At 45.4% G+C, this 13516-nt stretch carries 8 protein-coding genes; 3 read left to right on the forward strand and 5 right to left on the reverse strand.

Annotation, left to right across the window (positions count from 1 at the left end):
* Positions 1 to 42: 42 nt before the first annotated feature.
* The 3 genes from BK120_RS15545 to BK120_RS15555 form a co-directional block, all read right to left on the reverse strand.
* A complete protein-coding gene (locus BK120_RS15545) occupies positions 43 to 3891 on the reverse strand; it encodes a response regulator (RefSeq protein WP_256710923.1) in 3849 nt (1282 codons plus the stop codon).
* A 167-nt stretch (positions 3892 to 4058) separates the two neighbouring features.
* On the reverse strand, positions 4059 to 5054 hold the full coding sequence (gene mgrA / locus BK120_RS15550; protein ID WP_076268415.1) for an L-glyceraldehyde 3-phosphate reductase: 996 nt from the start codon (positions 5052 to 5054) through the stop codon (positions 4059 to 4061).
* Between the two features lie 109 nt (positions 5055 to 5163).
* Positions 5164 to 6609: an HD-GYP domain-containing protein gene (locus tag BK120_RS15555; RefSeq protein ID WP_256710908.1), complete on the reverse strand. Its 1446-nt coding sequence runs from the start codon at positions 6607 to 6609 to the stop codon at positions 5164 to 5166.
* Between the two features lie 291 nt (positions 6610 to 6900).
* Here BK120_RS15555 and BK120_RS15560 point away from each other — a divergent pair, with 291 nt between their 5' ends.
* Positions 6901 to 8037, forward strand: coding sequence for a peptidylprolyl isomerase (locus tag BK120_RS15560; protein WP_076268416.1), 1137 nt, complete (start codon positions 6901 to 6903; stop codon positions 8035 to 8037).
* A gap of 398 nt (positions 8038 to 8435) precedes the next feature.
* Positions 8436 to 9308 (forward strand): aldose epimerase family protein, encoded by an 873-nt coding sequence (locus tag BK120_RS15565; protein ID WP_076268417.1) that lies wholly within the window; start codon positions 8436 to 8438, stop codon positions 9306 to 9308.
* A 144-nt stretch (positions 9309 to 9452) separates the two neighbouring features.
* Here BK120_RS15565 and deoC read toward each other — a convergent pair whose 3' ends face one another.
* Positions 9453 to 10142, reverse strand: coding sequence for a deoxyribose-phosphate aldolase (gene deoC, locus BK120_RS15570; RefSeq protein ID WP_083682025.1), 690 nt, complete (start codon positions 10140 to 10142; stop codon positions 9453 to 9455).
* A gap of 282 nt (positions 10143 to 10424) precedes the next feature.
* On the opposite strand from deoC, the gene BK120_RS15575 reads away from it, so the two are divergent.
* Complete coding sequence (locus BK120_RS15575) at positions 10425 to 12086, forward strand: PAS domain S-box protein (RefSeq protein ID WP_076268418.1); 1662 nt, start codon at positions 10425 to 10427, stop codon at positions 12084 to 12086.
* Positions 12087 to 12118: 32 nt separating this feature from the next.
* On the opposite strand, the gene BK120_RS15580 is transcribed toward BK120_RS15575, so the two are convergent.
* Positions 12119 to 13315, reverse strand: coding sequence for an MFS transporter (locus tag BK120_RS15580; RefSeq protein ID WP_083682029.1), 1197 nt, complete (start codon positions 13313 to 13315; stop codon positions 12119 to 12121).
* Positions 13316 to 13516: the final 201 nt, after the last annotated feature.

Below are 13516 nucleotides of genomic sequence, written 5' to 3' on the forward strand. Positions count from 1 at the left end.
ACCTTAACGTTATTAAAGGAACAACAAGTTGTTAGAAATTTGTTAGGTTTTATTGTCGAATACATCTTTCGCTTTCCGAAGCCCATCCAAAAGCCGCTTTAACGTCACCTCTAACTGATTAATAGCTTTTTGCAAATTGTCCGATTCAAGCTCCGGCAGCTTCACGATTCGCTCAACCTCACAAGCCGCCTCTAACAATTCGTAGGCGGATAAATAACCGGCAGCCCCCTTAAGTGTGTGAGCCATTCGTTTGACAATTGTTAGCTCCGATTGCTTAACCATCATTCGCAGCTGGTCTGCAAATGAATCGTAATCAAGCATAAATTGCTCCATCATATGCAGCAAAATCGGCAGTTTTCCATTCACTCTTGCCAGTGCGCTTTCAACGTCCATGCCGTCAATAGACGGCAAACTATCTATATTTGCTGGTTCTAATGCACGTGAACGATCATTTAGGCCCGATTTGACGACCGGCTGAATAGTCGAACCGTTGATTTCCTTCAGCCAATAGGAAATGACATTATGAATTCGCTCGGAGGAAATAGGCTTCGTTACCACATCATTCATCCCCAGCTTCAAATAACGCTCGTGATCATTGCGAAGCACGTTTGCCGTTACGGCAATAATCGGAATATGATCATATTTAGCTTGTGTGCGAATGATGCGAACCGCTTCCGATCCATCCATTATCGGCATATGAATATCCATTAATATAAGATCCCAGCGCTCTTCACCCAGCTTAATCAGCACTTCTTCGCCATTCTCAGCTAAGCCGACCTCGTAGCCCCGCTCCTTCAAAATTTCGATTGCAACCAGCTGATTAATTTTATTGTCCTCTGCTAACAAAATCCGCGTATTTGTCACATTTTGTTGAATCGTTGCTACTGACTCGATTTCTTGTTCCTTCCCATCCGTGCCTTTATGATCGAGAACACTTTCAATTGCACGAAGCATAGCCGTCCTCATGATAGGCTTAATTAACAATGTGACCGGTCTTTGCTCAGCAGGAAGCTGCATCATTTCGTCGCGTCCATAAGAGGTCGTCATAGCAATGGTTTTGACACCGGCTAGTTCCGCATCACGATGGAATTCAAGCCAGGTTTCTGCACCGTACATATCCGGCATCTCCATATCCAGTACGATAAGCTTCGGCAGTGCGCCAGCTCCAATGCGGCGCAGGCGATCTCTAGCCATTTTCCAAGAGTGAAATGGAATAGGTGTCAAGCCAAACGATTCGATAATATCGCTCCAGTGCTCCCGCATTTCGTCATCATCCTCTACGATCCAAACGGGCTGCTCCAATAAATCCTGATGTACCTGCAAACGCGGTTCGGTATACTTATGAATAATAGTAAATGGCAGCGTAAAGTAAAACTCGCTTCCAACAAGCGCTTTACTGGTAACCTTTAGCTTGCCTCCCATTAATTCAACAAATGATTTGGATATGACAAGTCCAAGTCCTGTTCCACCAAATTTCCGTGTTGTTGATCCATCCGCTTGCGTAAACGGTTTAAAGAGCTTCTGGACCTGCGCCTCGCTCATCCCAATCCCCGTATCCGAGATGATAAACTTCACGTTAACCCCTTTATCCGTCTGCTCCACTATCTCCAGCTTCAGCCTTACTTTTCCTCTATTCGTAAACTTGATCGCATTCATGCATAAATTGAGCAGCACCTGCTCAAGACGCAGCGCATCGCCAATAATCGTTTGCGGCAGTTCCTCTGGCGTATCAATAATGAATTCAAACTGCTCTTTACCGCCCATAAATACGCTTAATTGATCGGTGATTCGGTGCATCAGCTCCTCAGGCTGGAACGGCTGACGTTCGATGTCGACCTTGCCTGCTTCAATTTTGGAGAAATCCAAAATATCATTAATAATCCGCAGCAGTGTCTCCGAGGATGTATTCATCTTATCCATATAATCCTTCTGTGACGAAGACAGCCCTGTCTTGCGCATTAATTGCGTCAAGCCGATAATGCCATTAAGCGGCGTGCGTATCTCATGGCTCATGAGTGCCAGGAATCGGCTCTTCGCTTGATTCGCTTCTTCCGCTTCGAGCGTGGCACGAACAAGCTTCTCCTGCACCATCTTCTGCTCCGAAATATCTCTTGCTATACAAGAGAAAAACAGCTCACCCGTATCTTCATCCTTATGCGGCACAATGACCATGGAAACGTACAGCGGCTCGCCATTTCGCTTCATCAACTGCGCGTCGCTTTCCCAGTAACCAAACTCTTTGGCGAGCGCAGCTCCTCTCACAAGCTCGGAATACATTTCTGGATGAGAATATTCCTCTACCATATGCACCTGATCCGCATTGCTTTGCAAGCCCAGCATTTCTCTGCCTGCCCCATTCATATAGACGAGCTTGCCTCTTGAGCTGACTGAAGCTATTAAATCCTTGGCTGATTCAACGATGTCGAGCAACCGGTTGCGTGCCTTCTCTACATGCTTGCGGTCGGATATATCGAGCACCATGCCTACAACGCCAGAGAACCGCCCATTGCGGTCACGCAAACCATTCGAGCTGTGCAGCGTTGGAATTCTTGTTCCGTTTTTATGAATAAAGGTCCATTCCCTCTCATAGGAGAAGCTCGTGCTGCGGAGCTCCTTGAATACTTCAAGACCAGGCTGAACCGTTCTGCCAAGCTGTTCGCTAAGCTTCTCAGCTTCCAAGCGAACCTCATCTAGATCCATGAACAACAGCGGTGTAGCGCTTCCAGCCAGCTCCGAAGTCTTATAGCCCAGCATCTCTTCAGCTGTTTTATTCAGATAAGTGACCTTATACTGATCGTCGAGTACGATAAATGCATATTGATTCTGATTAATGATTGCCTCAAGGCGATCGAACATTTCTTGCAAATGCTCCATCATGCCGTTCACAGAATGACCAAGCTGACCAATCTCGTCATATGGCTCAACTTCAAGATGCTCAGCCTCGAAGCTCCCCGCAGCAGCCTGCTCCGTAACGCCCAAAATACGTTCTAACCGCTTCACAATACGTTCGAAGTAGAGAAAGAAGAAGATAACAATAATCACTTCTGAGACGGCAATCGTCGTGAAAATACGCCAAAAGATCGGCTTTACCTCTTCTTCCAGCTTGGACATTGGCTCTTGCAATGCAAAACGCCATGGCGTTTCACTCACCTTTGTATGAAAAACCGCGTACGATCTTCCCGCTATATTAATTTCCGAAACACCCTCATAGGAGCCAAGCATCTTCTCCGCAATCGGAGACAAGGAAGACTTCTCATGAAATAAGCCCTTGCTAATGATCTCTTGGTTATCAGAGCTATAGATGATGCCGCCTTCATCATTGAACAAGCGTATAATCGTTTGATCGCCTGTAAATTCAATGAATGGCCGAAGTGTCGCCATGACAATAGAGGCATACACAACTCCTTTGAGTTCATTCGTAGCCCCATATACAGGTACAACAATAAATGATTGCGTAGCATCAGAAAAAGAAGGCTTAAATGGGTCCGTAATGACCACTTTGCCTGTAATCGACTCCTGAAAAAATGACTCCATGCTCATATCTCTTCTAATACCATCGGTACGCAGGCTTATACCCGATTCATCAATATACCCAATCGAGTGATAGATAAAGCCACCACGAACGAGCTCACGTCCAAAATAATGAAGACGCTCCTCATCTGTGCCAAAACGGACAACCTCTGTTCGGCTCATCACAATAACCTCCGCCTTGCGGATAGCCATCCATGACGCCAATTCGTTTGCACGTTTGTTTTGCATACTGCTTGTTTTCTCGATTTCGGATTTAAGCATTGCATCCTTGACCGCAGAATAGTTGCCTATTCCGGCAATTAACAACGGAAAAAAAGAAATGAGAACAATCAGGATCAAACCTTTTGTACGCAACGACATTTTTTTCAAACCACTTCCACCTTCCGCTACGCATGAGCCAAATCTGCCTGACTTTGACACTATTATATCTCTTTCAACTATTATTTGGATAATAAAAAAACGCTAGAGCCTGCATGCCGCAACACTGCGGTTAGCTGCTCTAGCGTCTCATCATAATTTATACTAAGTTATTCGGCTGCAAGCACCGATTCAATCCGGCTAAGCTCCTCATCGCTGAAATCAAGACGGCTTAATGCTGCGACATTATCATCAATTTGTTCAACACGACTTGCTCCGATCAAAGCCGAAGTTACTCTTCCGCCTCGGAGTACCCAAGCAAGAGACATTTGGGCAAGCGATTGTCCACGATGCTGTGCAATCTCATTCAACTGCTTAATTTTATTCAATGTGCTGTCTGTAATATGATCCGCCTTCAGAAACACACTTGGTCCTCCAGCGCGTGAATCGGCAGGAACACCGTTCAAATAACGATTCGTCAGCAAGCCTCCAGCAAGCGGAGAGAATACGATCGAACCAATGCCTTCTTCATCCAAAACATCCTGCAAGCCGTTCTCGATCCAGCGATTGAACATCGAATAGGATGGCTGATGAATAAGGAAAGGCGTACCTAGATCTTTCAGAATAGCGGCCGCTTTAGCTGTTTGCTCTGGATTGTAATTCGAAACGCCGACATACAGCGCTTTTCCTTGGCGCACAATATGATCAAGAGCCCCCATCGTTTCTTCAAGCGGTGTATCCGGATCTGGACGATGGTGATAAAAAATATCGACATAGTCAAGGTTCATCCGCTTCAAGCTCTGATCCAAGCTGGAAATCAAATATTTGCGTGAGCCCCATTCGCCATAAGGGCCTTCCCACATATAGTAGCCAGCTTTGGTTGATATAATAAGCTCATCACGATATGCTGCAAAATCTTGTTTAAGTATTTGGCCAAACATTTCTTCCGCTGAGCCCGCAGGCGGTCCATAGTTATTCGCAAGATCGAAGTGCGTAATGCCTAAATCAAATGCACGGCGTACCATGGCACGCCCATTCTCATGACGGTCAATGCCGCCGAAATTATGCCACAATCCTAAGGAAATTGCCGGCAGCTTTAAGCCGCTTCGTCCGACACGGTTATACTTCATGCTCTCATACCGATTATTAGCCGCTAAATAAGTCATGTTCAATATTCCCCCAAACCGTTATTGGAATCGCTTATTGTGCTAAATAATCAACAACAAGCTGCTTCCCGTATATTGTACAACTGCAGCTTGCCAAATGGAAATGCAACTATTTGATCATCCTTTTCTCCAGCTTCAAATGCGGACTGTTGCGGACGGTTTCCTCGAAAAAGCTCGTTTGCTCCCGAACAAGACGCTCCCATGCCTGAACGCACACAGGGTCGAAATGTCGCCCGCTCTCCTTTAGAATAATTTCCATAGCTGCCTCATGCGACATCGCCTTTCGGTAAGAACGTGACGAGGTCAAGGCATCATAAACATCCGCTACGGCAGTGACCCGTGCAAGCAGCGGTATCTGTTCACCTGCAAGCTGATCAGGGTATCCGCTGCCGTCCCACTTCTCATGATGAGACCTTATAACAGAAAGCTCCTCCGGCATAAAACCTAATCTTTTGCACAAATCGTAGCCCGATATAGGATGCACCTCAATAATTTCACGTTCCTCAGGTGTAAGCTTGCCTGGCTTGTTCAAAATCGTATCCGGTATTCGCAATTTGCCGACATCATGAACTAATCCGCCTTGTGCAATCGCTCTTAATTCAGCTGAGCTGAGTGAGAGCTCCTCTCCCAGCTTCAAAGCATAGAGGGCTACCCGATAATTATGGCCTGCTGTGTAAGAATCACGTGCTTCCGTTGTCATCACCAACTCTCGAACGCTTGAAGACATATAGGTGTTAATCCAATCCCGCGGATTGGCGCGGAACATCAACTTAATAGAGGCTGTAATGGATTTGGAGCTGACATATTGATTTACAATACCCCAAACCATGACGACAACTGAAGCAAGCAATAAGAAATGGTAAAGCCACCAGCTTATATTCCAAGCCTCGCCACTCACGATAATCAGCTGTGCAATAATCATCCAGCCTGAGCTGTACACGATGGCGAGCTGCAATGGAAAACGAGAGGATATGTACGCTTGCAAATACCGATATATTGTCCAGCCATTCAAAGCGATCGTAAATAGGCTTGCGGCCCATTTCATCGGCAATTCCTTAAAATGTAGAAATAGAATAAGATTCGGGTGAAACCAAAGGATGGTGCAAAGGGCAAGAAGCAAGGATATCCATAAGGGCAAAAGCATTCGCTGCAACTGCGCAAACCATTTGATGAGAGGACGATCTACAGATATAGAGGACAACCACAACCATACAACGGCCAGTATAACGCTAAGCTGAGCAGTGCTGCCTGCAGTACTTGAGTGATGCGTTAAAAAACCAGGGGTAGATAAGCCATGCAGAACAAACAATGCAGATAATGATACATAAGATAACGATAGAAAACTAATCTTAATATTGCGAAGGGTAATCGCGACGAAACCTACAGCAATAGCAAGGATCAGTGAGATCATGGCTACGAGACTGACGATATAAAAATGCTCTTGAGGTGCGTTAATGCTCTTATCAAGCTCCGAACCTCGCAGCGCAAAATAGCCTGCCAACGGCAAAAGCATTAATAAAACTAAACGTGTGTATACCCACATATTTTTGCGCAAGCTTATTCCTCCTAGATGTCGTTCTTTATATGTATTTGCTGGTAAACAAACCGCCTGTGGGAGGCGCAAAATGTAAAGCTTCATCAAAAACCAACATGAAACTTGTAGGATAATGTTGGATATTCGTCTTTTACTATCATATCATCACGCAGTCAACCTATAAATAGTGAAATTTCGCGGAAATACGGATAATTCAAACCGACAAAATATATTTTTATTTTAGATTAAGGTTTTTTCAATCTTGTTTTGTTATAGTAGTTGAAGACAGGTAAATTGAAGGGAGTTTATGGAATGAATAACAAGGAATCGCAGCCAAACAAAGACGCAGAAAACGAATTGACTGCGAAGGAAGAACGTTACGAGCTCGAACAGACAGAAGAGCAGGACAAGCTTTCGGATCAAGATACAGCTATCGAAGAGGAGCTTCAACAAGAATTAAACGAAGAGCTTCCTGAAGATTCAAACGACGAGGTTCGTGCTGCTGCCCTAAATTCGGAGAGCGTTCATCAGGCTCCCAAAGGCGGAAGCGGTAAAGCATGGGTGATCGTCTCAGCAGTACTAGCTATTTTGCTGATCGTCGTATTAATTAAACCGCCATTTGGATCAAGCAATGAAACCGTGGCAACTGTCAACGGTGTCAACATAGGGAAAGACAGACTTTACGATGAGCTAGTTAAAGCAGGCGGTCCGGCTACACTTGAGAACATCATTACACAAGAGCTGATCGTCCAAGAAGCAGAAGCAAATAACGTCAAAGTTACAGACGCTGACGTAGATGCTGAAATTGCGCTGATCAAGAAGAACTTCGGTACGGACGAGCAGTTCAATGCTGCGCTTGCTCAGTACAACATGACGCTTGAAAACTTGAAAAGCGATACAAAAATCAATTTAACGATTCGTAAAGTTTTGGAGCCAAAAACAGACGTAACTGCGGAAGAAATTCAACAGTTCTATGATACGAACAAAGCTGCGCTTGGTACGCCTGAGCAAATTCAAGCTTCACACATTTTGGTAGCAACAAAAGAAGAAGCTGACGCTATTCTAGCTGAGCTTAAGCAAGGCGGCGACTTCGCTGCAATTGCCAAAGCGAAATCGATCGACCCAGGTTCGAAAGATAATGGCGGAGATCTTGGCCTATTCGGAAAAGGGAAAATGGTTCCTGAGTTCGAAGCTGCTGCTTTTGCTCTAAAAATCAATGAAATCAGCGGTGTTGTTCAAACCGAAAACGGCTACCACATCATAAAGAAAACAGCTGAGAAAGCTGCAGTTGTTCCAACGTTTGAAGAGAAAAAAGAAGAAATTAAGAACCAGCTTGTCGCTACAGAAGCAAATGAGCTATCCGAAGCTTGGATGACAGAAATTCGTGCAAAAGCAAAAATCACGAACACACTGACTCCAGCAGCTACTGACGCTCCAAAAGCTGAATAATAGCTAATGCTTTCTTAAAAGGGACTGTGCTTCATAGGTTATTTATAACCTATGGGCACAGTCCTTTTTTCACAATAAAGAGCCCCCCTTTCGCCCGGAGGGATGGGCTTCAGGGAGGCTCTGGCTTCAGAAGGACAGATGAGCCTCTTCAATTTTATGTCATTCTTCTGAAGTTAATATATATTATTCTATGACTATCAATTGGCGTAGATGATTGTTTTACTAGATTCGACCATTTTAAAACAGGCAATCGATCGGTTAGGGATAGTCGTACGGATGACGGGGAGGGCGAAATGACTCTGTAGGCGTGATTTAGGACATAAATAGTGAGGTAGCGTTTATTGCGAATATGATATGATGGTGAAATATGTCATGTACCTATTATTGGAGGGAAACAAGTGAGCAACTACGAAGTACGCACCTATAAGGATACGTATACCTTGTATGAATTAACGGAAGAAAGCACGCAATCCCGCATCATCGTATGTCCAGAGCGCGGCGGTATCGTTATCGGCTGCCAGCTGCATGGACTAGAGCTCTTTTATTTGGACAAATCGACGTTTGAGAACCCAACCGCCAATATCCGCGGCGGCAATCCGATCCTGTTCCCAATTAGCGGGCAGCTTTCTAACCAAACTTATGAGTGGAACGGTCAATCGTACACGATGGCTAATCACGGCGTTGCCCGTACTGCGGTATGGGATGTTGTCAGCACAAAAACGGATGGTGAGGCTTCGATTACAATCCGCCTGCAAAGCAATGAAGAAACGCTGCGCTCCTACCCTTTTGCATTCGAATTGTTGTTTACCTATGTACTGCAGGATGGTCAATTACATACGCGTCAGCTGTACCGCAATCAAAGCGAAGCTGCTGCGATGCCTTTTTATGCTGGCTTCCATCCTTATTTCGCCATTGATTCGGGTAAGAAGATCGCTTATGAAAGCGATGCTACCCGTTATGTCGATTATAACGATAATGTAGAAAAACCATTTGATGGAGTTATCGACTTGGAAGGACTTGTGGAATCCGTATGCCTGCTCGATGCGAAGAAAAGCGAAATCTCCTTCGTCGCTTTGCAAGGCGCTCGCGTTCGTCTAACTTACGATGACATCTTCAAATATATGGTACTTTGGTCCGTTAAGGATCGGCCTTTCGTATGTGTAGAGCCATGGATGGCTGAAAATGGCGAGCTTAACCGTCAAGAGGAGCTTGTCATGCTGAACGCTGGCGAAGAGCTGCATGCCAACATGACGATTAGCTGCGAACGTTAAGCCCCTTCGCTTTGGACGAACGATTCAGCCATTTAGCTCGTGTAACATTGGAATCATAAAGCAAAAAAGAGAGGGAAGCCTTGCAAGCCATGGGTTCGGTTCCATGGTGCAAGGCTTCCCTCTTTGTTTTTTATGAGCTACGAACTAATAGCCTTCGCCTTGACCGCCTGTAACGATAGCGATGCCAGAGCTTGCTCCAATACGTGTTGCGCCCGCTGCGAACATTTGCAGAGCAGTTTCCCGGTCGCGTACGCCGCCCGATGCTTTCACACCGAGGTCAGGACCTACCGTACGGCGCATCAGCGCGATATCCTCTACCGTAGCGCCGCCCTTGCCAAAACCTGTCGATGTCTTCACGAAATCTGCGCCAGCCTGTTTGCAAATTTCACATGCGGCAACCTTTTCTTCATCCGTTAGAAGTCCCGTTTCAAGAATAACTTTAAGCAGGGCTTGTCCTTTAACCGCCGCAGCTACACCCTCAACATCACGCTTCACGCCTTCAAGATCGCCTGATTTCATCAAGCCGATATTTAGTACCATATCCACTTCCGTTGCTCCAGCTTCAATAGCAAACTTCGCTTCTGCTGCCTTAGATGCCGTCATCGTCGCTCCTAATGGGAAACCAACGACTGTCGTTATGCCTACTCCCGATCCCTTTAGTTCTTCAGCAGCTGTTGCTACCCAGCCTGCATTTACGCAAACCGTCGCAAATTGATACTGCTTAGCCTCGCGGCAAATTTGAAGTACCTCATCCTTTGTTGCATCGGCTTTAAGTATTGTATGATCGATCATCGCCGCTATTTGCGCTGGCGATAAATTCATATCGTTGCTCATTTTGCTGCTCCCCCTCTATCATTTTGATTGACCCAAATATTGCTCTGCCGGTACGTCTCATCCCTATCCTATCCAAACGAATGGGCGAGATACGCATGATACGTTTCATTATACGAAGCTTTGTTCAAAACAACAATAATATAGCGCCGAAAATACCACATGCTTACTTTTTTGCAGACGATCTTTCCTACAGAAGTCATGTGGACAAACGGATGGTTGTGTTCTATTCTTTACTATGTACTAACAAACTTATCCAGTCTGAACCGCAGAGAGGTGCGCAGCTTGACCTTGTTTTCGAAATCAAAGCGCGAAGCTGATTTATTCGGCAGCGCTTTTCATTATGCCTCAATAGGCATGGCATTAGTAGATTTAGATGGTCGTTTTATCGTAGCCAACCCTTCCGCTCAAACGATGCTGGGTTATGAGGAGAAAGAGCTTATCAATCTTACGTTTGGCCAAATTACCCATCCGGATGACTTGGAAGAGGATTACCGCTACGTGAAACAGCTGCTCGAGGGCGAAATCGACACCTTTCAAATGGAGAAGAGATACTTCAAAAAGACCGGCGACATTGTAACCGTGCTTCTTTCCGTATCCCTTGTATATGATAGGCATGGCGCCCCACGTCATTTTATATCGCAAATGATGGACATTACAGAGAAGACGCAAGCCGTGTCGGAAGTAAGGCAGCTTACGATGCGTATCTCCACTATTTTGGAGAGTATCTCAGATGCATTTTTCTCACTGGATCATGAATTTAGGTTTATCTATACGAACAATGCGGCTCAAGAACTATTTAAACGAAACAAGGAACAAATGATTGGTTATAGCATATGGGAGCTATTCCCTTGGCTCGCAGAGTCCATAAGCCATCTAGAATATAGATTGTCTATGGAAACCAATCAGCACCGCATGTACGAGCAATTTATTCCACGGCTTAATAATTGGTTTGAGTCGAATTTATACCCGTCCGAATTTGGGCTCTCCGTTCATTTTCGCCAAATTACTGAGAGGAAGCGAATCGCTGACAAGCTTCTGGAGAGCGAGAAGAGCTTCCGGCTGTTAGCTGAGAATTCAAGCGACATGATCTCCAAGCATGATCGAGATGGGTTATTTACTTATGTATCCCCTGCTTGCTATATGCTGCTAGGCTTTCGCGATGACGAGCTGATTGGATCGTCACCGTTTGTTTTGTATCATCCTGATGACAGAGGGAGAATGCTCGAAAATCAGGAGCTCATTTACAGCAACGTTGAAGCCAATACCATTACGTATCGCATGCGCCGCAAGGAAGGCGTTTATCGCTGGCTCGAAACGACCTCCCGCGTCATTTATCATGATGGTGATCGCACGCAGACGATCGTTTCTGTCTCCAGAGACGTAACCCCTCGCAAAGAAAATGAGTTGAAAATGATTGAGAAATATCAATTATTGCATAAGCTCTCGCATGTGGATGAGTTGACTAATATTGCAAATCGGCGAGTGTTTGATGAGTCTTGGAACAAGGAATGGCTGGAAGCACAGCATCACCATATGCCGATCACGCTGATGCTTGGCGATATCGACAACTTCAAATTATTCAATGATACGTTCGGGCATCAAAAAGGCGACGAATGTCTCAGACAAATCGCCGCCGCATTGCGAAGCGCCCTGAAGCGTCCGCTTGATATTGTCGCCCGCTATGGGGGCGAGGAATTTGGATTTATTTTACCTCAAACGAGTGAAGAACGTGCCGCCAATATTGCATCTAGACTTCTGGAAGCGGTCAGACAATTGAAAATACCGCATGCAGAATTATCCGGCTGCCAACAGGTTACGATAAGCTTGGGCTCAGCAACATGGAAGCCTGGCTGCTCCGCTAAGCAAGATGAGCTGTTTACCCATGCGGACAAAGCGCTGTACCAGGCGAAGCGCGAAGGAAAAGATCGATACGTATCACACTAATTCCACGCGATCGTCGCTGCTGTTCTTCTCGGCTACGATCGCTTTACTATTTTCGCCAAACCCGCTTGCTTAAGCTGCTTCTCATATATGAAATATACAACTAAGTAAATGACGAAGAACAGACTGGATACGAGATACATCGTCGCATAATTCGACCATGTCGCGACTAGACCAAGCAGCATGGCTCCGCTTCCGATTCCGATATCGAATGCATTATAAAAAGTTGCAGTCGCCACCCCTCTTCGCTGCGGCTCCACCCTGTCAATCACCCAAGCCTGCAAGCCTGGGAAAATAGCCCCGAAGCCCGCTCCATAAAACACCGCTGCAAGCAGCAATGTTCCAGTAGATTTCGTCATATAAAGGATTATGCAGCCCACGATACAAGATATTGCCGCAGGAAACAGTACCCAGAATCTCCCCTTCGAATCGAAAATCCGTCCGCTGATAAAACGTATTAAAAATTCGCTTATAGCAAGGACAAGGAAGAAAAATCCTATATTTTGCACGCCTGTTTCTTTGCCGAACAATGTGATAAAGCTGATAACACCGCCCAGGGACAAACCTACAAGCAGTCCTAATAAAGAAGGCATAAGTGCTTTCGGCTCAATAAACCGCAGCATGAATGAGGTTTCCGTGGCGGACGCGATTTGCGCCTTTGCCCTCTCCTCTTTGGTGTCACCTTTGACGAAGGCCGTACAAACCATCGCAATCAGCAGTATACATGCGCCAACAATGAACAATACGGAGAAACCAAACTCCTCCATCAACCATATGCCAAGGAAGGGCCCGAGCGAAATGGCTACAGCATTTCCTGTACCAAAAAACCCCATGCCCTCTCCTCTGCGGGAGGCAGGTATTATGTCTGATGCAACCGTCCCGTACAGGGTTGTTGAAATACCGAAGCCTACACCATGTACGATACGAAGCATAAGCATCATCGTAATCGTCACTGCGGCGTAATAGCTGGCCGTACCGATTAAACAAATGGCTACACCGACGAGGAGAAGCAGTTTTTTGCCAAACTTATCTGAAGCCATACCAACAAAAGGTCTTAATAAAACAGCTGAAAAAGTAAATAAACCAATAATGAGTCCGATCTCAGCATCCGAGCCGCCTTTATTTGCCGCAAACATCGGAAGTGTAGGCAGCAGCATCTCCAGTGATAAGAACAAAAATAAATTAGATAAAATCAACAAAACAAACGGTTTGGTCCAGAGTGATTCCTTCACCTTATTAATTCCTCTCTTGTTGCTAATAGTCGTGCCTATATTTCCTATAATGGCAAATTGATCTTCTGCACAAAATGGCACTCCTACATGATATCAGCAAAATTGATGTTCGTGACGATGTTTTATTCAAAGAAGGCAAGCTGACCGACGAAGAGTTTGATCAAATCAAGCTCCATCTATTATATTAGGGAAAGAGTTCTG

Source organism: Paenibacillus sp. FSL A5-0031 (genome assembly GCF_001956295.1).
Lineage (GTDB): Bacteria > Bacillota > Bacilli > Paenibacillales > Paenibacillaceae > Pristimantibacillus.

What these genes read in the sequence shown, in the direction of transcription:
- BK120_RS15545 (WP_256710923.1), bottom strand. Translation starts at nt 3,891, where the DNA reads ATGTCGTTGCGTACAAAAGGTTTGATCCTGATTGTTCTCATTTCTTTT.
- BK120_RS15560 (WP_076268416.1), top strand. Translation starts at nt 6,901, where the DNA reads ATGAATAACAAGGAATCGCAGCCAAACAAAGACGCAGAAAACGAATTG.
- mgrA (WP_076268415.1), bottom strand. Translation starts at nt 5,054, where the DNA reads ATGACTTATTTAGCGGCTAATAATCGGTATGAGAGCATGAAGTATAAC.
- deoC (WP_083682025.1), bottom strand. Translation starts at nt 10,142, where the DNA reads ATGAGCAACGATATGAATTTATCGCCAGCGCAAATAGCGGCGATGATC.